This is a genomic window from Betaproteobacteria bacterium (assembly GCA_016720855.1).
Taxonomy (GTDB): Bacteria; Pseudomonadota; Gammaproteobacteria; order Burkholderiales; family Usitatibacteraceae; genus FEB-7.
This window is the reverse complement of sequence record JADKJU010000002.1, coordinates 718,287-739,094: the sequence shown is the minus strand read 5'-3', so window position 1 is coordinate 739,094 and position 20,808 is coordinate 718,287. Positions and strand designations below refer to the sequence as shown.

21 protein-coding genes are annotated in these 20,808 nt (G+C 68.6%); 5 read left to right on the top strand and 16 right to left on the bottom strand.

All coding sequences use genetic code 11. From position 1 onward, the window contains the following. Nucleotides 1-3: 3 nt before the first annotated feature. From IPP91_10635 to ffh, 8 genes are all read right to left on the bottom strand, one after another. Complete coding sequence (locus IPP91_10635; protein ID MBL0142527.1) at nt 4-1,311, bottom strand: ankyrin repeat domain-containing protein; 1,308 nt, start codon at nt 1,309-1,311, stop codon at nt 4-6. A gap of 122 nt (nt 1,312-1,433) precedes the next feature. Then, nucleotides 1,434-1,946, bottom strand: a complete 513-nt coding sequence (locus tag IPP91_10630) for an acyl-CoA thioesterase (protein ID MBL0142526.1) — start codon at nt 1,944-1,946, stop codon at nt 1,434-1,436. Between the two features lie 34 nt (nt 1,947-1,980). Next, nucleotides 1,981-2,397, bottom strand: a complete 417-nt coding sequence (gene rplS / locus IPP91_10625) for a 50S ribosomal protein L19 (protein MBL0142525.1) — start codon at nt 2,395-2,397, stop codon at nt 1,981-1,983. 91 nt (nt 2,398-2,488) lie between these two features. Next, on the bottom strand, nt 2,489-3,253 hold the full coding sequence (gene trmD / locus IPP91_10620; protein ID MBL0142524.1) for a tRNA (guanosine(37)-N1)-methyltransferase TrmD: 765 nt from the start codon (nt 3,251-3,253) through the stop codon (nt 2,489-2,491). Between the two features lie 2 nt (nt 3,254-3,255). Continuing rightward, a complete protein-coding gene (gene rimM / locus IPP91_10615) occupies nt 3,256-3,741 on the bottom strand; it encodes a ribosome maturation factor RimM (protein MBL0142523.1) in 486 nt (161 codons plus the stop codon). A 46-nt stretch (nt 3,742-3,787) separates the two neighbouring features. Next, nucleotides 3,788-4,063, bottom strand: coding sequence for a 30S ribosomal protein S16 (gene rpsP, locus IPP91_10610; GenBank protein MBL0142522.1), 276 nt, complete (start codon nt 4,061-4,063; stop codon nt 3,788-3,790). 199 nt (nt 4,064-4,262) lie between these two features. After that, nucleotides 4,263-5,372, bottom strand: coding sequence for an ABC transporter substrate-binding protein (locus IPP91_10605; protein ID MBL0142521.1), 1,110 nt, complete (start codon nt 5,370-5,372; stop codon nt 4,263-4,265). Nucleotides 5,373-5,410: 38 nt separating this feature from the next. Then, the gene (ffh, locus tag IPP91_10600) at nt 5,411-6,760 is read right to left on the bottom strand and encodes a signal recognition particle protein (protein ID MBL0142520.1); all 1,350 of its coding nucleotides are present in this window, start codon (nt 6,758-6,760) and stop codon (nt 5,411-5,413) included. A gap of 46 nt (nt 6,761-6,806) precedes the next feature. Between ffh and ccsA the strand changes: the two genes are divergently transcribed. Both ccsA and IPP91_10590 read left to right on the top strand, forming a co-directional pair. Beyond that, nucleotides 6,807-7,628 (top strand): cytochrome c biogenesis protein CcsA, encoded by an 822-nt coding sequence (ccsA, locus tag IPP91_10595; protein MBL0142519.1) that lies wholly within the window; start codon nt 6,807-6,809, stop codon nt 7,626-7,628. Nucleotides 7,629-7,692: 64 nt separating this feature from the next. Next, the gene (locus tag IPP91_10590; protein ID MBL0142518.1) at nt 7,693-8,949 is read left to right on the top strand and encodes a DUF21 domain-containing protein; all 1,257 of its coding nucleotides are present in this window, start codon (nt 7,693-7,695) and stop codon (nt 8,947-8,949) included. Here IPP91_10590 and IPP91_10585 read toward each other — a convergent pair. The 8 genes from IPP91_10585 to arsS are packed head-to-tail and all read right to left on the bottom strand — an operon-like array spanning nt 8,946 to nt 17,134. Further along, nucleotides 8,946-10,079: an FAD-dependent oxidoreductase gene (locus IPP91_10585; protein ID MBL0142517.1), complete on the bottom strand. Its 1,134-nt coding sequence runs from the start codon at nt 10,077-10,079 to the stop codon at nt 8,946-8,948. The genes IPP91_10590 and IPP91_10585 overlap by 4 nt on opposite strands. Then, nucleotides 10,076-10,810 (bottom strand): DUF3047 domain-containing protein, encoded by a 735-nt coding sequence (locus tag IPP91_10580; GenBank protein ID MBL0142516.1) that lies wholly within the window; start codon nt 10,808-10,810, stop codon nt 10,076-10,078. Before IPP91_10580 ends, IPP91_10585 begins: the two co-directional genes overlap by 4 nt. Then, a complete protein-coding gene (locus IPP91_10575) occupies nt 10,807-11,451 on the bottom strand; it encodes a TIGR04282 family arsenosugar biosynthesis glycosyltransferase (protein MBL0142515.1) in 645 nt (214 codons plus the stop codon). Before IPP91_10575 ends, IPP91_10580 begins: the two co-directional genes overlap by 4 nt. Then, nucleotides 11,426-12,100, bottom strand: a complete 675-nt coding sequence (locus IPP91_10570; protein MBL0142514.1) for a TIGR04283 family arsenosugar biosynthesis glycosyltransferase — start codon at nt 12,098-12,100, stop codon at nt 11,426-11,428. The genes IPP91_10575 and IPP91_10570 overlap by 26 nt, the downstream gene beginning before the upstream one ends. A 60-nt stretch (nt 12,101-12,160) precedes the next feature. Beyond that, nucleotides 12,161-12,979, bottom strand: coding sequence for a DUF547 domain-containing protein (locus IPP91_10565; protein MBL0142513.1), 819 nt, complete (start codon nt 12,977-12,979; stop codon nt 12,161-12,163). Nucleotides 12,980-12,986: 7 nt separating this feature from the next. Then, nucleotides 12,987-15,218, bottom strand: coding sequence for an FAD-dependent oxidoreductase (locus IPP91_10560; GenBank protein ID MBL0142512.1), 2,232 nt, complete (start codon nt 15,216-15,218; stop codon nt 12,987-12,989). A gap of 4 nt (nt 15,219-15,222) precedes the next feature. Beyond that, nucleotides 15,223-16,170 carry a hypothetical protein gene (locus tag IPP91_10555; GenBank protein ID MBL0142511.1) on the bottom strand — a complete coding sequence of 316 codons (948 nt, stop codon included), beginning with the start codon at nt 16,168-16,170 and terminating at the stop codon, nt 15,223-15,225. Between the two features lies 1 nt (nt 16,171). Beyond that, nucleotides 16,172-17,134 (bottom strand): arsenosugar biosynthesis radical SAM protein ArsS, encoded by a 963-nt coding sequence (gene arsS, locus IPP91_10550; GenBank protein ID MBL0142510.1) that lies wholly within the window; start codon nt 17,132-17,134, stop codon nt 16,172-16,174. Between the two features lie 188 nt (nt 17,135-17,322). On the opposite strand from arsS, the gene IPP91_10545 reads away from it, so the two are divergent. The 3 genes from IPP91_10545 (at nt 17,323) to pap (ending at nt 20,805) form a co-directional block, all read left to right on the top strand. Next, nucleotides 17,323-18,855: a CHAD domain-containing protein gene (locus IPP91_10545; GenBank protein MBL0142509.1), complete on the top strand. Its 1,533-nt coding sequence runs from the start codon at nt 17,323-17,325 to the stop codon at nt 18,853-18,855. Nucleotides 18,856-18,919: 64 nt separating this feature from the next. Next, the gene (locus IPP91_10540; GenBank protein ID MBL0142508.1) at nt 18,920-19,285 is read left to right on the top strand and encodes a hypothetical protein; all 366 of its coding nucleotides are present in this window, start codon (nt 18,920-18,922) and stop codon (nt 19,283-19,285) included. Nucleotides 19,286-19,329: 44 nt separating this feature from the next. Next, nucleotides 19,330-20,805: a polyphosphate:AMP phosphotransferase gene (gene pap, locus IPP91_10535; protein MBL0142507.1), complete on the top strand. Its 1,476-nt coding sequence runs from the start codon at nt 19,330-19,332 to the stop codon at nt 20,803-20,805. Nucleotides 20,806-20,808 lie beyond the last annotated feature (3 nt).

Below are 20,808 nucleotides of genomic sequence, written 5' to 3'. Positions count from 1 at the left end.
AGGCTAGACGCCCGCGCCGCAATCCGGCGACGAAGGCTTCGCTTCGGGCAGAGCCGCGATCTTCGGCAGCACCGCGTCCCAAACGGGCTGCAGGCGTGGCCCGTAGGACTTCAGCGTCTTGCGGCCCAGTTGCTCGCGAAAGCGCGGGGTGATGTCGGGCTTCGCGGCGCCATCCAGGTAGCTTGCGTAGATGCGCTTGTAGCGGGCGAGAAGCGCGTCGTCCACGCGGTCGTCCCAGGTGGAGACCATCTTCGTGACCAACGCCTCGAAGGGCGACTCGTCCCAGGGCTGCACGCGGAAGTTGGGGTTGGCGCCGGCCGCGAGGAGGAAATCCACGGCATCGGCCGCGCCTGCGAGGGTGGCCACCACCAGGGGCGTGGCACCGCTCTCGCCCGGCCCGTCGAGCGACACCGGCCCCGAGTCGATTACGCGGCCGGTGTGCCCCTCGCTCCTCGTCTCCTTGCCGTCCGAGGTGCGGCTGATCGAGACCGTGCGATACGGCTTCGTGGCGCCCACCCAGAGTTCCTCCCGGTATTGCGTGGGCGCCGCGAGCATGGCCTTGAGCGCGACCACGTCGTTCTGCGCGGCCGCGGCGATCATCGGATTCTCGAACACGGCCGCCGACTCGGGCAGGCGGAGTTGCTCGCGAATGCGCACCAGGAGCCGCCGCTCGTAGGGCGATTTCGCGAGGCCCTCGGCCTCCGCGAGCGCCAGCTTCGCGACCGCGTTGATCTCGCCGTTCACGCGAAAGGCGTCGTCGCCCAGGCCACAGGCTGCCTCCTGCACCACGCGCTGCAGGTAGCGCAGGCGATAGGCGCCCTTGTCCCTTGAAGGCACGAGCGCTGCGCGGATGCCGCGCGCGAGTTCCCCCTGCTCCGCCTTGTGATCGCGGGAGGTGGTGGCGACGGGCGCGGGGCCGAGCATCGTGAGGTACCAGCTGTTGCCACCGCGCGGCGTCGCGCAGTACCCCGGCTTGAAGGCGAGGCCGGCGCGGAAGGTGTCCGAAAAGGGCGTGCGGCCGACGGGATCGTGGGCCCGCTCAAGGGCGATCGTGCGGCCGGGCAGCGTGCCCTTGGAGAAACCCGTCCCGTGCAACGCGCAGGCGCTGCTGTAGCCGCCCGAGTGCCCTCTCGGATACCAGAAGTGCTCCATCACATAAAAGGCGACGCCTTCGATGGGCGTGCCCGAGGCGTCGACCGCCTCGATGCGCGTAGCCGGCCCGGCCGGTGCCTTTCCCCACTGCGCGAGCGCATCGCCCTGCAGCAGAAAGGCCACGAGCGCCACGAGACTGCCACGCAACCGCGAATCCATCGCCGACTTCCGAATTCCGGTGGGTCGAGTGCGAAGTCTACGCGACCCCCGTGGAGGACGAAGCCATCGCTCTCTTCCAGCGCCGTCTCCCCGAAGACCGAGTCGCGGCAATTCGCCTTGCGTCAGGGCTTGTCGAACGCGCGCGAAGGCGCAGGCAGGGCGAAAAGCTCCGGATCGTCATCCGGCACGATGGAAAAGGCGGATGCGACTTCGGGCGGAATCCGGACGGGCCGGCCGGTCGCGAAATCGACGAAGGCCCAGCGCGTCTGCGCGGTTGCCACGACCTTCCCATCGCCTTCGCGCCGGAACAGGAAGCGGCGCAGGCAGGAGCTCGACTTCATCGACGCCACCCAGGTGTGCAGCAACAGGACATCCCCGGCATGCGCGGGCTGGAGGTACTCGATGTAGTGCGAGCGGGCGAACCACCCGGCCCCAAGAGCGCGGTAGTCCTCGAGCGTCCAGCCCTGCGCCGCCGAGTGCGCCGTGGCCACGTCCTGCATCCAGCGCAGGTAGGCGAGGTTGTTGACGTGCTCGTTGATGTCGATGTCCGCGGCGGCGACGGGGATACGGGTGAGGTGGATGCGAGGCACCTGTCGATTGTCGCAGATCGATGCGCAATGAAAAGGGCCGCGCAAGGCGGCCCTTTCGTCCCGGCGGCTGCGGAAGGTACTAAACCTTCGGAGCCTCCTTCGGAGCCTCGTCCACCGGCGGCAGCACCTCGCGGGCGGCCACGCTGGAGAGCTTCTCGCGGATGCGCGCGCTCTTGCCCGAGCGGTCGCGCAGGTAGTAGAGCTTGGCGCGGCGAACGGCGCCGCGGCGCTTGATCTCGATGGAGGCGACGGCCGGCGAGTAGGTCTGGAACGTGCGCTCCACGCCTTCGCCGCTGGAGATCTTGCGCACGATGAACGAGGAGTTCAATCCCTTGTTGCGCTTGGCGATCACCACGCCCTCGTAGGCCTGCTCGCGCTTCTTGTCGCCTTCGACCACCTGCACCTTCACGATCACCGTGTCGCCGGGTGAGAAGTCGGGGATCTTGCGCGCCAGCCGCGCGATTTCTTCCTGCTCGAGTTTCTGGATCAGATTCATGAATGCTCCCTTTCGATGTCCGGCCTTCCGGCCCTTCCGGCAGAGCAGCCCTGATGGCTGGTGCGCGGGGTTTGTTTTTCACGGCCCATGGCTACTGCTGTTCCTGCTCCTGCTGCTCGCGACGATGCTCCTCGAGCAGCGTTGCGTCCTCCTTCGACAGCGCCCGGCTTTCGATGAGGTCCGGCCGCCTCGCCCACGTCCGCGCGAGCGCCTGCTTGCGGCGCCACCGCGCAATCGCGGCATGGTTGCCCGACAACAGCACCTCGGGCACCCGTTCGCCCTTCCACACCTCCGGCCGCGTGTAGTGCGGCCAGTCCAGCAATCCTTCCGAGAAGGAATCCTGCGACGCGCTCGACGCGTCGTTCAGGCTGCCCGGCAGAAGCCTCACGATCGCGTCCATCATCACCATCGCCGGCAGTTCCCCGCCGGATGTCACGTAATCGCCGATCGAGATTTCCCGATCCACCTTGCGTTCGATGAGGCGCTCGTCCACCCCCTCGTAGCGCCCGGCGACGAGCACCACGCCCGGCAACCCGGCGAGTTGCCTCGCCACCGCGTCGGCGAAACGCTCGCCCTGCGGCGAGAGCAGCACCACCTGCGGCCTTTCCACCCCAACGGCCTTTTGCCTGGCCACCGCGGCATCGATCGCCTGCTCCAGCGGCCCCGGGATCATCACCATCCCCGGCCCGCCTCCGTAGGGCCTGTCGTCGACCGTGCGGTGCGGGTCGTTCACGAAATCGCGCGGGTTCCACGCCTGGAAGTCGAAACCGCCCTCCTCCAGCGCGCGCCGCGTGATGCCGTGGCGGGTCACCGCCTCGAACATCTCAGGGAAGATCGTGACCACGTCGAAGCGCATCATCAGACGTCGTACCCCGCTTCCCAGTCCACCGTGATGCGTTTCGCGTCGCGGTCGACGCTCCTCACGTAATCCGCGATGAAGGGGATCAACCGCTCCCTTTCCCCGCGCACGACCAGCACGTCCGACCCGCCGGTCCTCAGCAATTCTTCCACCTGCCCCAGCGCTTCATTCTGCAGGTTCACCACCGCGAGCCCCACCAGGTCCAGCCAGTAGTACTCGCCTGCGCCTGCCTCCCCGAGATCCTCCCGGGTCACCGCGACGTCGAAGCCCCGGAGCAGTTCGGCGGCCGTGCGGTCTTGCACGCCCGAAAGCTTTGCGCTGACGGCGGCGGGACGGACCTTGAAGTCCTCGAGCGCCGCCGATTGCCAGCCCGCCTTCGTCCGCAGCCACCAGGTCGGATGGTCCGCGAGGCCGTCGGGGGATTCGGTGAACGTCCTCAGCTTGACCCAGCCCTGGATGCCGAAGGGGCCGAGGATGCGCCCCATCACCACCAGCCGCGACTCGTCCCCCGCGTACGGGGAACCCGCGGGATCAGGTGGCGGCTGCTTCGGGCTGGGCGGTGAGCTGGGCCTTGCCACGCTTGATCAGCTTCTTCACCGCGTCCGAAGGCTGCGCGCCCCGGTCAACCCAGTGCGTCACGCGGTCGAGCGCGATCCGGAAACCCGGTTCGTTCCCGGCGGCCTTGGGGTTGTAGAAGCCGACGCGCTCGATGAAGCGCCCGTCGCGGGGCATGCGCGAATCGGCGACGACGACGGTGTAGTAGGGGCGGTTCTTCGCGCCGCCGCGCGCCAGTCTGATGACTACCATGGTGGCTCCAATCCCGTTGATAACGGGTAACAGTGGCTGAAAGTGCTGACGGGCCGACTGGCCAGAAAGCGGAAAAGCCTTGCATTATAAGGGCTTGGGGAACTCCACGCAATAGGCCCCTCACCCGGCCTTCTCGCCCGGCCGCAGGGAGAAACCCACCCGGCAGGCCGCAGCGCCGGACACGCCGTCCGACACCCCCTCAGAAGCGGAACTGGCCGTTCTTGCCGATGACCGCGAGCTCCACGTCGTGATTGCCGTGGCGATTGTCCGGCGAGAAATTGACCACATAGCCACCCACGTCGAGGCTTCCCAGCCCGTTGAGCGCCCGGTAGAGGCTTTCACGGGTGACGTGGGGGCCGGCCCGCTTCATGGCCTCGGTGAGGACCTTGGCCGCCATGCAGGCCTCCAGGTTCGTGTAATTGAGCTCCGGGAGGCCCGCCTTGCGGATCGCGTCGCCACATTCCTTGACGACCGGCACCGTGGTCTTGGGCGGCGGCGGCACGACGCCCGCCACCGAGACGCCCGCGGCGTCCGGTCCTGCGGCCTTGGCAAGCTGACTGGGGCCGACGAATGAGAGCGAGGTGATGGTGTAGGGCTTGCCCGCCGCCTTCAGCCCGCGGATGACCTGCGTGGTGGCGCCGTAGAGGGTCGTTGCCACGACCACCTGCGGGTCGCTCGCGATGATGGCGTCGATCTGCGCCTTCTCGACGTCGGCGTTGCGCTTGAGCTTCACGCCCACCGCCTTCTTGCCGGCGCCCTCCATGAGCCGCGCGACGGTCGCGTAGTTCTGGTTGCCGATCTCGTCGTCGTAATTGACCACGGTGACCCGGGTGACGCCCAGCGACTTCCAGTGATCGAGGATCTTCACCAGTTCGTCGGCATAGGAGGCGCGCATCACGAAGACGAAATTGCCCTGCTTGTGGATCGCGTCCGCGCCCGTGAACGGGGCGAAGAAGGGTACCTTCTTCTCCTTCACGATGGGCATCGCGTCCAGGGACAGCGTGGCGGAAGCGAAGCCGAAGAGAGCGACCGCGCCCGCCTCGTTCACGAGCTTCACCGCGTTGGCTCCGGCGGTCTTCCGGTCGTTCCTGTCGTCGAGGGATACCAGCACCACCTGCTTCCCGTGGATGCCGCCGGACTCGTTGACCCGCCTGAACCAGGCCGCCGCGCCGTCGCGGATGTCCTTGCCGATCTCGGCATTCGATCCGGTGAGCGGGGCAGACTGGCCGACGACAATCCTGTCCGCGGCTTCGGTCCGCAGGGCAAGCAGCACGGCCAGTGCGGCTATCGTGCAAGCGAAGTATTTCATCGCGACTCCCGAATATCGCCGCCGGTGGCGGCGCCAGGTCAGCGCATGCCGGGCAGCATGCCCTTCATGTTGCGCATCATCTTGCCAAGCCCGCCCGAGCGCATCATCTTCATCATCTTCTGCATCTGCTCGAACTGCTTGAGGAGGCGGTTCACCTCCTGCACCGGCACGCCCGCACCCGCGGCAATGCGCTGCTTGCGCGAGGCCTTGAGAAGCTCGGGCTTGCGGCGCTCGAGCGGCGTCATGGCGTTGATGATGCCCTCGGTGCGGCGGATCGACTTCTCCTGCAGGTCCGGAGACTGGCTGGCCGCCTGGGTGAGCTGCGCGGGAAGCTTGTCCATGAGGGCGGATACGCCGCCCATCTTCTTCATCTGCTGGATCTGCGCCTTGAAGTCCTCGAGGTCGAAGTCCTTGCCCTTCCGGAACTTGTCGGCGAGCTTCTTCGCTTCCCCCTCATCGACCGACTTTCTCGCCTCCTCGACGAGCGAGACGATGTCGCCCATGCCAAGGATGCGGGAGGCCATGCGCTCCGGATGGAAGGGCTCGAGGCCGTCCATTTTCTCCGAGACGCCGGCGAACTTGATGGGCGCGCCCGTGACGTGGCGCACCGACAGCGCCGCGCCACCGCGCGCATCGCCATCGAGCTTGGTGAGGATCACGCCGGTGAGCGGCAGCGCCTCCCCGAAGGCCCTGGCGACGTTGACCGCGTCCTGGCCCTGCATCGAATCCACGACGAAGAGCGTCTCGACCGGGTTGACGGCCGCGTGGATCGCCTTCATCTCGGCCATCATCGCCTCGTCGATCGCCAGCCGCCCGGCCGTGTCCACGATGAGGACGTCGTGGTAGTGCCTGCGCGCCCAGTCGAGGGCGTTCGCGGCGATCTCGACCGGCTTCTGCGAGGCGTCGGAGGGAAAAAGGTCGATCGCGAGCTGGCCGGCGAGGGACTTCAACTGCTCGATGGCCGCGGGCCGGTACACGTCGGCGGAAACCAGCAGCACCTTTTTCTTCGCGCCCTTCAGGAGCCGCGCGAGCTTGCCAGCGCTGGTGGTCTTGCCTGCGCCCTGCAGGCCGGCAAGCAGGATCACGGCGGGCGGTGTCGTCGCGAGGTTCAGCTGCGCGTTCGTCCCGCCCATGAGGGCAATCAGCTCGCCGTGCACCGCGCCCACCAGCGCCTGGCCCGGCGTGAGGCTCCCGAGCACTTCCTGGCCGAGCGCCTTTTCCTTCACCCGCGCGATGAAGTCCTTCACCACGGGCAGGCCCACGTCGGCCTCCAGGAGCGCCATGCGCACCTCGCGCAGCGCCTCGCCCACGTTCTCCTCGGTGAGGCGGGCGTGGCCGCGCATCGTCTTCAGAACGGAGGAAAGCCGCTGCGTCAGTGCGTCCAGCATGGGAGGGGCCCGAGGGGAATTGGTGTAGACTTCGAAGGCCAGGAAAATGCCCGATTCAGCCCTTTATTCTAGCACCGCCGCCTGCTGGCTCGCCCTCGCAGCGATCGCCTGGCGCTCCGCCCATGCCAGCGGCCCGGCGACCGGCGGCGCGTTTCGACTCGAGGGCGTTCTGTTGCCCGTGGCCCTGGTGCTTCACGGCATGCTGGTCTACAACGGCATCGTCATCGACGAAGGCCTGAACCTCGGCGTTTCCAATTCGATTTCGCTCCTCATCTGGCTCACCGTGGTCATCTACTGGCTCGCGAGCCTTGCGGTACCCGGCCTGGCGAGCATCCAGGGCCTGTGGGCGCCGATCGCGCTCGGGGCGGTGATCCTCCAGGCTTTCCTGCCGGCGCGCTACCTCGTGCACTACGGCGGGGACCCGCTCTTCACCCTGCACTTCGCCATCGCGATGCTCGCCTACAGCCTCTTCATCGTCGCGACGATGCACGCCGTGGTCATGCTTGCGGAGCAGAAGTGGCTGCACCGCGGCGTGATGCCTCCCTTTCTCAGGAGCGTGCCGCCGCTCCTCGAGATGGAGGCGCTTCTCTTCCGCATCCTCTTCGCCGCCTTCGTGCTGCTCACGCTCACCGTCGTCTCGGGCATCTTCTTCTCCGAGCAGCTCTTCAAGCGCCCGTTCCAGGTCACCCACAAGACGGTCTTCGGGATCCTGTCGTGGGTGATCTTCGGCTGGCTCCTCGCGGGACGCTACTTCTACGGATGGCGCGGCAAGCGCGCGGTGTACTGGACGCTCGGCGGATTCATCGCGCTGCTGCTGTCCTACGTCGGCGCCAAGTTCGTCCTCGAGATCATCCTGCAGCGCGGCTAGCGGCCACGCGCCCTTCGTGACGGACGACATTCCGCTCCTCTGGCTGTTCGTCGTGCTTGCCGCGATGCTCGCCTCCTCCGGCTTCTTCTCGATGTCGGAAACCTGCATGATGTCGCTCAACCGCTACCGGTTGAAGCACCTCATCCGCAAGGGCAGCCGCGCCGCCCGGCTCACCGGCGCACTCCTGGGCAGGACCGACGAGCTGCTCACCTTCATTCTGGCGGGAAACACCATCATCAACGCGGCCACCACCATCCTGGTGGCCGAGATCTGCAGGCGCCTCTTCGGAGAGGGGGAATTCGCGCTCGCGATCGCCACCGCCTGCGCGAGCGTCGTGATCCTCGTCTTCGCGGAGATCGTGCCCAAGGTGCTGGGCGCCACCTATTCCGAGCAGCTCGCGCTCGCGGCGTCCTTTCCGCTCACCGGCTTCATCCGCATCACGCGCCCGCTCATGTGGGCCATCAACCTGTTCGTGCGCGGCATGCTCAAGGTCCTTCGGATCGGGGGCACGAACCAGGCGGCCGCGCAGCCGCTTTCGATGGAGGAACTGCGCACGCTGGTCCTGGAGGGCGGCAAGTTCATCCCCCCGAAGCACCAGTCGATCTTCCTCAACCTCTTCGAGCTGCAGGACATGACGGTTGACGACACGATGACGCCGCGCGGGCAGATCGAAGCCGTGGACCTCGAGGACGACATCGACGACATCCGCACGGCCATTTCCACCGCGCACCACACGCGGCTCGTGGTCTTCGAGGGCAGCCTGGACAAGGTGGCCGGCATCCTGCACGTGCGCAAGTTCCTCAACGCCTCGCGCCGGGAGCCGCTCGACAGGGACGGCATTCGCGCGATCCTGCGCGAACCCTATTACGTGCCGGAAGGCACGCCGCTCCTCGGGCAACTCACCAACTTCCAGGACCAGATGCGCCACATGGGCCTGGTGGTGGACGAATACGGCGAGATCCTGGGCCTGGTCACGCTGCAGGACATCCTCGAGGAGATCGTCGGCGAGTTCACCAGCCAGAAGCCGATGTCGGGAGGCCTCCTGCGCAAGGAGGCCGACGGATCGGTCATCGCCGAAGGTTCGTGCCCGCTGCGCGTGCTCAACCGCAAGGCCGGCTTCCACTTCCCCCTCGAGGGGCCCAAGACGATCAACGGGCTGGTGCTGGAGGCGCTCGAGGACATACCCGAGCCCGGCACCGCCCTCATCGTCTCCGGGCACGCCGTCGAGATCCTGCAGGTGCAGAACCGCATGGTGAAGGTGGTGCGCATCCGCGCGCGCAAGGCGCCGGCGGGGGATGCCGCGGCTGCCCGGGGCTCCTAGCGCGACGGCGCCAGCGCTTCCGGCGCGTACTTCGCGAGGAAGCGGCGGTCGATCCGGTCCTTCCAGCGCCACACCCAGCCGCCCTCGAAGGACAGCGGACCGTAAGCCCCCACCGCGTAGCGTCTCCCGCAGGAGATGAGCGCGAGGAAGCGTCGCGGGCTCACGTGCCGCTCGAGCAGGCCGCCGTGCAGCGCGGCGACCAGGTTGGCGGCAAGTGCAGGGCCCGCGCGGACCGCGAAGACGCCCGCCTTCGCGCGCGGGTTCTCCCGATTCGTCGCGCAATCGCCCGCGCCGAACACCTCCGGGTGGGAAACCGATTGCATGAAGTCGTTCACGGCGAGGAAGCCCCGTTCGTCCGTTTGCAGGCCCGAGTCGCGGATGAATTCGAGCGCCGCGGCGCCCGCCACCCAGAACGTCGCGTCGGTCGCGAACTCGATGTTGTCCTTCAGGCGCAGGAAACCGGGCCCCACCTCGGCCACGAGGCTGGCGACGTGGGTGCCGATGTTGCGCGCGCCGGCGAGGCGAAGGAGGCGGCCGCGCACGGCGCTGGGATACTCGGGCAGGAACGCGTTGGCGTCCGTCATGACGCGCACGTGCGGGGCGCCGTCCCCGGCCTCCTTGCGAAAGCGGTGGGCCATCGCGAACGCAAGCTCGATGCCGGCCGCTCCGCCACCCACCACCGATACGGAGTTCATGCCCCCTGTCCTGGCGCGGGCGAGAACGCGCTCCCAACCCTCGACGAAGCGCTCCAGCGGCCGCACGGCGACGGCGTGCTCGGCGACGCCCCGGGCGCTTCCGGTGAACGGGCGCGATCCCACGTCGATCGAGAGCACATCGTAGGGGACGATCTCGCCATTGGCGAGAATCACCTCCCGCATCGACAGGTTCACGAGCGTGGCGGCCGATCGCGCCACGAGCGCCCGCGCCCGCATCGCGAGCGGGACCAGATCGATGCCGCACGCCTCGAGCGCGTAATGCCCCGCCACGAACCCCGGCACCATTCCGGAGTAGACCTGCCGCTCGACGGGCGTGACGAGGGTCACGCTCACCGTGGAATCGAGCGCATCGCCGAGGGTCTTCAGGACGTGCACGTGCGCATGGCCGCCCCCCAGGAGCACCAGGCGCTTCATTGCCGCGCCCCCAGCGAGAAATCGCCGAACCACGCCGTGACCGTCTCCCCGGTCTGGTCCGTGTCGTTGCCGACCGCGATGCCCGTGACGCGCGGCGCGGGGCCCATCCATTGCGGGCCGAACGCGGCCCGAAAGTCGGCCTCGAGGTCGCGTGCCTCCTCGGCCCAGGCGCCCGGCGAGCCGCTTCGCAAGACCACGGTCCTCACGCGATCGGTGTACGGATTCCATGCACTGGTGCCCGGCGCATGAAGGTTGTCCCAGACATAGCAGATCGCGGCGGTCGGCAGCGTCTCTCCCCACACCGCGCGGGCGAGCAAGGCCTTCAGGCGCACGCCGAAGGGCAGCGCCTCGACGGGCACGTCGAAGAAGACGTAAACGCGCGCGGCGAAATCATCGCCGCTCTTCTGCGCGAGGTTGGCCCGGGCGACGACGCGATCGACCTTCCAGCGCCAGGCGAGCAGCGGGTACCGGGCCGGCGAGGCGTCGAGGGCGTAGGCGACGGTGCCGGCAGCGGAAACGGCACGCGAACGCAGGACCGTGGCGCCCCCTTCCTCGACCAGCGCGATCTCCGGCGGCGCGATGCGGGGAAGATCGAGTGCCCGCCACCCCTCGGGCAGCGCCGCTCCCGGCTTCGCCCGCGAGAAGGGCGCGATGTCGGCTCCGGATGCCCGGGCGTGCACCGATGCGCAGAGGGTCACGAGCAGGGCCGCGATGGCGGCCAGCGTCCTCACCGGCCGCTCTCCGCCAGGAGCCCCGAGGCGAGCAGCCGCCGGTAGTCCTCGGGGCGATCCACATCCCAGCGCGTGGGCATCTCGCGCCAGGTGGCGCCCGCTTCGCGCAGGCGGGCGCGCGTGTCGCGCATCACGCTCGCTTCGCCCCAGCGGATGCCCTCGAAGAGCCCGGGCGCCGTGCGCGCGAGCCCGACGAGGACATAGCCGCCGTCCTCCGCGGGCTGGATCACCGCGTCGTGCGTGGAGAGCGATCCGGCCGCGGCGCGCAGGTCGTCGGCGCGCAGCGACGGGCAATCGGAACCGACGAGAAGCGCCGGACCGGAAGCGAGCAGCCGATCGAAGGCGCGCGCCATCCGCTCGCCGAGATGCCCGCCCCGCTGCTCGTGGAGATCGACGCCGAATTCCGCGGCGCACGCGGCGAAGAAGGGATGGCCCGTGTTCGGCATGCACCAGAGGGACACGGCCCCGACGCCGGAGTTCCGGGCCGTGGCCAGCGCATGGCGAACCAGCGTGGCGTGCAGCTCCGCCGCGTCGCCCGCGCCGAGCAGCGGCACAAGGCGCGTCTTCACCTCGCCGGGCACGGGCGCCTTGGCGAACACGGCGACCTGCGCCGCGCTACCGGATGGCGTGGCCGGCGCCATAGCGTTCGGCAAGGCGCGCGGGATCGGCGCCGAGAAAGTAGGCAAGCCGCAGCCGCCACATGAGGAGGATCGTGCGCAGCGTCCCGCCGCGCTCCCAGCGACGTGCCGATGTCACGACCCTTTCGCGAAGGCACAGCGGGGGGCCAAGGCGCCTCATGGCCCTCGAAAAGGCGATGTCCTCCATGAGCGCGATTTCGGGGAAGCCGCCTGCGCGCGCGAACACCTCGCGCCGCGCGAAGACGGCCTGGTCGCCGGTGGCGATGGCGGTCAGGCGCGAGCGCGCATTCATGAGCGCAGCCACGAGGGCCAGCAGCGGCGACCCCGGCTCGATCGACACGTCGAAGCGGCCCCAGTCGCACCCGGAGGCATCGAGGCCCTCGAGCACGATCCGGTCCGCGCTTTCCGGCAGGCGCGTATCGGCGTGAAGGAAGACAAGCGTGTCGCCCGCGGCGATGCGTGCACCGGCATTCATCTGTGCCGCGCGGCCGCGCGGCGAAACGATCACCCGGTCGGCGAGCGGGGCGGCGATGGCGGCGGTGGCGTCGCCACTGCCGCCATCGACCACGATCACCTGCGCGCCGCGCTCGCGAAGCGGCTTGAGCGCGGCGAGGCTGGCGGCGATGCCCGCCGCCTCGTCCAGGGCGGGCATGATGATCGAAAGGTGGTTCACACGGGGATTATCCCGAAAAAAGGGGGACAGACCCCTTTTTCAGCGCGCGTCGTTGAGGGACCAGTCGTAGTCGAGAAAGTCGATGGGTGCCCGGCCCTCGGCCACGACTCTGCGATTCCCGGGCCCGTCTGCGAGGAGGTCGGCGTAGCGCGCGAAGTACTGTTCGCGGGAGCTCACCGGGCCGGCGCTCCCGATGCCCCGGTAGCCGGAGGACCAATCCTCCTTGAACCACTTGAAGATCTCGGAGACCTCGAGCTTTCCCGATTGCGCGCTGTAGCGGTTGCGCGACCGGTCCGACAGGAAGCGCCGCGCCTGCTCCTCCAGCTGGGCGTCCAGGCGGGCGGCCACGAACGCCTCCTCGCGCAGCATCGGGCAGCCCACCGAGGCGCAATTCACCGCGTAGTGAACGCGCGGCTCGTCGTACACGCCCGGCTTCCTCAGCATCTCGTGCTCGACCTGGTCGAGGGAGGACTCGCGGCCGAAGAGCGTGAAGAACTTCCTCTTCCAGGGGCTGTTGAACAGGATGTTCCCCAGGTCGCGGATCGACTTGAGGTCGGGGTATTTCGTGAGGATCAACTCCACCGTCCACGCGTTGTAGGCGTTGATGAGGAACGCCATCTGCTGCGGTTTCGTCCAGCCCCGGAACTGCGCCTCGTCCACCTTCGATGATTCCGCGAGTACGTCCTTCAGCGCAGCGCGGTCCGTCGCGAAATCCGCATAGCGCACCCGGGACGACTTGCCGCCGTCGACGAGCCGCACGTGCTTCTTCACCAGCGCGTCCCACGCGGCGTGCGAGTGGTCGAAAGCGAGCGCCGGAGCGGCGAGCACCAGGGCGGCGCAGAAAATGGCGGCGCGAATCACGGGGTCACTCTCCCGTCCGGTCGTGGTAGGGACGCTTGTCCAACCACAGGGAGCCCACCCGCCCGAGAACCCCGCCTAGGCCGCCTGCGCCGCGCGTCCAGTCGTGGAAGGCGCCCAGGAAATCCATCTGCCCGCGCGTGACAGTCGAGCGCTTCCACACGCCCGCCGCGTACTTGTTGGCCTCCGCGAGCGTCGGATAGATGTGGATGGTGCCAAGCACCTTGTTCAGGCCGATGCCGTGGCGCATCGCCGCAACGAACTCCGCGATGAGCTCGCCGGCGTGCTCGCCCACGATCGTGACGCCGAGGATCACGTCGCTTGCGGGCTTCACGATCACTTTCACGAAGCCGTGCGCCTCGCTGTCCGCGATGGCGCGGTCGAGGTCGTCCATGCCGTAGGTGACGACCTGGTGCGCGATGCCCTTTTCCTTCGCTTCCTGCTCGTTCAGCCCGACGCGCGCCACCTCCGGTTCCGTGAAGGTCGCCCAGGGGATCACCGAGTAGTCCACCTTGAACCGGCGAAACCGCCCGAAGAGCGCGTTCACCGAGGCGTACCACGCCATGTGCGCCGCGGTGTGGGTGAACTGGTAGGGCCCGGCCACGTCGCCGCAGGCGAAGATGTTGGGGTAGGCGGTCTCGAGGAATTCGTTCACCTCCACGGTTCGCGTCTTCGTGGTGGGGATGCCCAGTTCCTCGAGCCCGTAGCCCGCCGTGTTCGCCACGCGCCCGACGGCCACCAGGATGTCGTCGAAGGCGATGCGTTTCTCCCCGCCTTCGCTCTCCACCACGAGGAACTTCTCGCCGCCTTCCACCACCACCTGCTTCGCCTTGTGGCCCGCGAGGACCGACACGCCGTCGGCCTCGAAACTGTGCTGTACGAGCGCCGACACTTCGGGGTCCTCGCGGATCATGATCCGCTCCAGCATCTCCACCTGGGTCACCTTCGAGCCGAAGCGCGCGAAGGCCTGCGTGAGCTCGCACCCGATGGGCCCGCCGCCCAGCACGACCAGGCGCTTCGGAAGCGCGCGCAGTTGCCAGACGTTGTCGGAGGTGAGCGGGTTCGCCTGCGCGAGGCCGGGGATCGGCGGCACCACGGGGCGCGCGCCCGCGGCAATCACGATGTTCCTCGTCGTGAGGGTGGACTTCGTGCCGTCCTCCTTCGCGATCTCGACGGTCCACGGATCCACGATGCGCGCCGTGCCCGCGACCACATCGACGCCCAGGCCGGCGTAGCGCTCGATGGAATCGTGCGGCTCGATCGCCTTCACCACCGACTGCACGCGCTCCATCACCTGCGCGAAATCGAAGTCGGCGGTTGCCCCCCGGATGCCGAACTCCCTCGACCGGCGAACGTGCGACAGGAATTTCGCCGACCGGATGAGCGCCTTCGAGGGCACGCAGCCGGTGTTGAGGCAATCGCCGCCCATCCGGTGGCGCTCGACCAGCGTGACCTTTGCCTTCACGGCGGCGGCGATGTAGGAGGTCACGAGCCCGGCGGAGCCCGCGCCGATCACCACCACGTTCCGGTCGTACCGCGCCGGCCGCTTCCATTTCGCATAGACCTTGCGCGCCGCGAGTCCCTCGACGATGCGTTTGGCGAAGAACGGAAACAGGCCGAGCAGCGCGAACGCGCCGAGGAGCCCCGGCGAGAGGATGTCCTTGAGGGAGGTGATCTGCGCGAGCTGCGTGCCGGCGTACACGTACACGACCGTCCCGGCGAACATCCCGACCTGGCTCACCCAGTAATACGTGCCGGTGCGGATGGGCGTGAGCCCCATCACGAGGTTGACCACGAAGAACGGGAAGGCGGGCACGAGCCTGAGCGCAAAGAGGTAGAACGCGCCCTGCTTCGCGATGCCGTCGTTGATGGGCTTCAGCCGGTCGCCGAATTTCGCCTGCACCCAGTCGCGAAGCACGAACCGCGAGGCGAGGAAGGCCAGCGTGGCGCCGATCGTGGAGGCGAAGGAGACGATCACCACGCCCCACGGCAGGCCGAAGATCGCGCCCCCCGCCAGCGTGAGGATCGCCGCGCCCGGGAGCGACAGCCCGGTCACGGCCACATAGACGGCAAAGTAGATCGCGGCCGACGCGAGGGGGCTCGACCGGAAGAACGCCTCGATGGCAGCCTGCTGCGCCTTGAAGTAGTCGAGCGAGAGATAGCGCCCGAGATCGAAGGCGAAGTACGCGGCAACGAGCGCGACGAGAGCCGCGGCGACGAGGACCTTCCCGGCTTTCATCGCTTCACGCCGCGATCCGCAACGCGAGCGTTCGCGGAAAGCCGGTTCCGCTGGCGATGCGCCTGAAATAGGACTGGTGGGCACTCGACCCTTCCGGCCAGCTCGCGAGGAAGCGCCTTTCCCAGGCGGGGGCATCGTAGCGAATTGCAAGGGCGTCCACGAAGGCACCGGCGATGCGCGTGCCGTAAAGCGATTGATCGGCCGGGTGGACCGAAATGCGCGTGAGCACGCCGAAGTGCTCGCCCGCGAAGTTGGGCATGCCCGCGGCGCCGTTGTTGGCAACCGCCACCGGGCCGCTGCCGAAATCGAACGAGCGCAGGGCCGGCTGGCACGTGTGGCTGCTCGCGAAGAGATCGACCCTGGCGTCGGCGAACGAATTCTCCAGCCAGCGGCGCTGGCCCGGGTCGTCCAGCGCCGGCTGGGCGAACCCCCATCCCGCGAGCGAGGCGCAGTCGCCGTGGACGATGCCCACGCGCGCATCTCCCACGCGCGCGACCAGGTGCATGGGCAGGCGCGCGAGCGCCTCGCGCGCGGCCGGATGCTCGCGGGCCGTCTCGCGCAGGCGCTCGAGGATCTTGTTGGAACGCATCACTTCGGTGTCGGTCACGTCGGCGGGATAGGCACAGCCGCAGCCGGCGCCCGAATCCTCGCCTGCGATCTCGGTCTCCACGTTGCCGCGGATGGCGGCGTGCCGGGAAACCTCCTCCGAAAGGCGATGGAAATCGTCGGCGGCCGTGTCGAACCAGTGGAAGTCGCCGTTGAAGACCACCTTCACCGCGTGCGTTTCCCGTGCGGCCATCGCGACGATCTCATCGAGCGACTCCACGTTTCCGTAGAGCCCGCCAACCACGTAGAACGTTTCGGCCTCGATCTGCGCAGGGCGGTCGAACGATCGCGGGGAATATCGATAGGTGGTGGGGCAGCTTCGCCCGGGGCTGTCTTCCAAGTCGATGTCAGCCCAGCGCGCCGCCGCAGGAGGACCCCTGCCCCGCGGTGCAGCCGTAGCAATGGTCGCGAACGACGATCGGGTTGCCGCCGAGGTCGCGGCGGGTCAGGTCGGCCAGGTGCGGCCGGGACTTGCCCGCCACGCGGATGGGAAGCCCCAGCATCTGGTTGAAGTCGCAGTCGTACACGTAGCCCTGCCAGTCCACCGAGACGAGCGAGCGGCACATCACGCCCTCGAGGTTCGCGTCGTCGTGCGACATGCGCAGGAGCTGCATGTACTCGTTGAACTGCCCCTTGGAAATGAGCGTCGAGCCGAAGCGCTGGATGGGCATGTTGGCGATCGTGAAGAGCCGGTTGAACCCGATGCCGAAGGTCTCCCCCAGGATGCGCTTGTAGTCCGCCTCGAGCTTGTCCTGCGAAGGGGGCAGGCTCGCGCCCTGCGGGTTGTACACGAGGTTCAGCACGAGCCCGGAGCCTTCGCGGCCGTAGCCCAGTTCGTTGAGCCGGCGGATGGCGCGCACGCTCTTCTCGTACACGCCCTTTCCGCGCTGCCGGTCCACCAGCTCCTCCGTATAGCAGGGAAGCGAGGCCACCACCTCCACCCGGTGCCCGGCAAGAAACTCCGCGAGGTCCTCGTGGCCCGGCTCCTCGAGGATCGTGAGGTTGCAGCGGTCGATCACCTTCGCGCCCAGCGCGCGAGCGCGAGCGACGAGTGGACGGAAATGCGGGTTCAGCTCCGGAGCGCCCCCGGTGAGATCGAGCGTGCCGGCGCCGCTGCATGCCAGGTACTCGAGCAACCGCTCCACGGTCTCGCCCGACATCGATTCGGTGCGCGTGGGGCCCGCGTTCACGTGGCAGTGAAGGCACGTCTGGTTGCAGACGTATCCGAGGTTCGCCTGCACGATCGCCACCCCGCGCCGGTGGATGGGCGGAAAATCGGTCTGGACGAGGAGGGGAAGGACAGCGTGCATGGCAGTGGGTAGTTCGCGCCCCGTACCGGTTCGGTTACAGGCTTGGTTCGGCCGGAAGCCCCAGCCAGGATCCGCGCATGGTAGCAAACGGCGCCCGCCGCGCCGCGGGGGCGGCCGAGGTGAAAGGCTGGACGAGGTGGAAGGCCAGACGAATCTTGCGTAGTGTGGGAACCGCGACCCAAGCTCCCATGCCGCTCCCTCCCCACGAAACCGAACTGAAGCTCGCGCTGGCCCCGGGCGAAGCCGCTCGCGTCACCCTCGCGCCGGCGCTGGCCGGCCTCGAGTCCAGCCGCAGCCGCTGCTCGGCGCTGTATTTCGACACGCCCACGCAGGAACTGGCCCGCCACGGACTGGAGCTACGCCTGCGCCGCGAGGGCAGGCAATGGCTCGCCACGCTCAAGGCATCGGGCGAAGCCCTGGCCGGACTGCACGAGCGTCCCGAGTGGGAGTACCCCGCGCGTGGCCCTGAACTGGACCTTTCCCGCTTCGCCGCAACGCCCCTGGCCGACCTGCCAGACGCCGAAACGCTGCATGAGCGCCTGGCGCCCATCCTCGCGACCGAGTTCCGGCGCACCCGCTGGATCGTGTCGCCGCAGCCGGGCTCGCGACTCGAGGTCGCGCTCGACGAGGGGCAGATCCTCGCGCGCGGTCGCGCTTCGCCCATCGAGGAGATCGAGATCGAGGTTCTGGAGGGGCCGGTCACAGCCGCCTTCGACCTGGCCGAAGCCCTCGCCGCGGCGATTGCCCTCCGGCCCGAGCCTGCTTCCAAGCTTGCGCGGGGCCTCGAACTCGCCGGCGCCTCGGGGCGCAAGCCGGTCCATGCCTTGCACGAGTCGATCGAGGATGCCGGGGACACGCGCGAAGCGGCGCGACGCCTGGCTGCCGCCTGCGTGGCCCACGCGCAGGCCAACGAAGCCGGGGTTCTGTCCAGCCCCAATATCGAATTCGTGCACCAGCTGCGGGTGGCGTTTCGCCGCCTGCGCTCGGCGCTGCGGCTGTTCCGCCAGGCGCACCTGCCGGGCGAGGATGCGGCCTTCGCCGAGGACGTGCGTTGGGCTGCGGCAATTCTGGGCCGCTGCCGGGACTGGGACGTCTTCGTGACCGAGACGCTGCCGCCGCTGATCGCGGCGCAGGGTGACGCAGCGGTGGGGCGAGCCCTGCTCGCGCGCGCCCGGGCCCGCCAGCGCGAGGCGCGTCGCGTCACGCGCGAAGCCATCGTCTCGCCGCGCTACGGGCTCGCGATGATCCGGCTCGCGCGCCGGGTCTGCGAACCGCCGGAACCGCCGGACGAGGCGGAACCGCTCAAGGACTTCGCCTCGCGAAGGCTGCGCGCCGGTGCCAAGCGCGTCGCCGCCCGGTCTGCGGCGTTCGCCTCACTGGATGCCGCCGGGCGCCATCGCCTGCGCATCCTGGTGAAGCGCCAGCGTTACGCCGTGGAGTTCCTGGGGTCGCTGTTCCGGGCCGGGCCGGTGAAGCGGCACGTGCGCGGGCTTTCGCGCGCGCAGGACGCGCTCGGGCTCGCCAACGATTGCGCCAACGCGCTTGCGCACGTGCACGAGCTCTCCGCCCCAGCGGGGTTCGTCGAGTTCGCGCGCGGCTGGTTCGCCGCGCGCGAAGCGGCCGGCGTCGAAGCGGCCGCCCAGGCGCTCGCCGACGCCGCGAAGGAGCGCCGTTTCTGGCGCCGCAAGCCGCCCGTCCCCGAAGCCCCGCCTCCCGCTTGATCCAGGACAAGCAACGCCCCAGGCCGGGTGCGAGACTGGGTTGCACGCGCCCGCAGGATCTCCCATGCGCCTCGCTCCGTATCCAGCCATTGCCCTCCTCCTCGCGACGCTTGCAGGGTCCCCTGCCGCCCCGGCGGCGGACGGGGAGCGCGGCCGCATCCTCTATGAGGCCCGCTGCGGTGATTGCCATGCCGAGAGCGTCCACGGGCGCAAGGCACGCCTCGCCGCGGATTTCGACGCGGTGCGCGGCTGGGTGCGCCGGTGGAGCGAAAACCTCGGGCTCGCGTGGACCGGGGACGAGATCGACGACGTCGCCGTGCACCTGAATGCGCGCTACTACCGGTTCCGCTGCCCGCCGGCCTTGTGCAAGGCCACCGGTCTTCGCGACGACAGCGCGCGCCGCCTCGCGTTGGACGACCGGTCCCGTTGAAGGTACCTTGAAACCCGGCAAGCTTGCCCAGGAGAAAAGCCGCGATGTTAGAATCCGCTGAAATCGGCCACAAGCTCAAGAAGTCGGAATACCGGCGCGAGGAACCGATCCTGCGCCAGGCGCTGCTGAAGGCGCAGTACGATCTCCTCGACAACGGGAAGTTTCCCGTGGTGATCCTCGTGAACGGGGTGGACGGGGCCGGCAAGGGCGAGACCGTGAACCTCTTCAACGAGTGGATGGATCCGCGCCACATCCACACGCACGCCTTCGGGGCCATGACCGACAACGAGAGCGAGCGCCCCGAGATGTGGCGTTTCTGGCAGGCGCTGCCGCCCAAGGGGCGCATCGGGATCCTCTTCGGCTCCTGGTACACCGACCCCATCCTCAAGCGCGTGATGGGCCATGAGAAGCGCGCGCAGTTCGAGCACCGCCTGGAGCGCATCCGGCACTTCGAGCGCATGCTGGTCGCGGAAGGCGCGCTCGTCCTGAAGCTCTGGTTCCACCTCTCCAAGGCCGCGCAGAAGAAGCGGTTCAAGGAACTGCTTTCAAGCAGGAAGACCGCCTGGCGCGTGGGTGCGGGAGACTGGGAGCGCTTCAAGCACTACGACGAGTTCGTCGATATCTGCGAGGATGCGCTGCGCAAGACGGGCACCGGGGAGGCGCCCTGGCAGGTGATCGAGGGCTCGGACCCCGAGTACCGTTCCCTCACGGCGGGCAAGCTGCTGCTCGACGCGCTCAATGCCCGCCTCAAGGGGGCCGCGCCCCGGGTGTCGCCCGCCGCCCCGCCGCCCGAACCTCCGATCGACAGGAAGAACATCCTCAACAGCCTCGATTACAAGCGCGCGCTCGCGCCGAAGGCCTACGACAAGCGGCTGGAAAGCGCGCAGGCGCGCCTGAACCAGCTCACGCGCGACAAGAAGATGCGCGACCGCTCGCTGGTGATGGTCTTCGAGGGCATGGACGCGGCCGGCAAGGGCAGCACGATCCGGCGCATGACGCGCGCCATGGACGCGCGCTTCTACCGCGTCATCCCGATCGCCGCGCCCACCGACGAGGAACGGGCGCAACCCTACCTCTGGCGCTTCTGGCGGCACATCCCCGGCCACGGCAAGGCGGTCATCTTCGACCGCTCGTGGTACGGCCGCGTGCTCGTCGAGCGCGTGGAGGGGTTCTGCTCGGAAGCCGACTGGATGCGCGCCTACCACGAAATCAACGATTTCGAGTCGCAGCTCTCCGACGCGGGGGCGATCGTCGCCAAGTTCTGGATGGCGGTGACGCCGCAGGAGCAGCTGCGGCGCTTCAAGGAGCGCGAGAAGATCGCCTACAAGCGCTTCAAGATCACCGACGAGGACTGGCGCAACCGCAAGAAGTGGCCTCAGTACGAGCGCGCGATCTGCGACATGATCGAGCGCACGTCAACGGAGACGAGCCCGTGGAACCTCATCGCCGCCAACGACAAGCTGCTCGCGCGCGTGACGGTCGTCGAAAGGCTGTGCGACCAGATCGAGTCGCGGCTGTGAAAG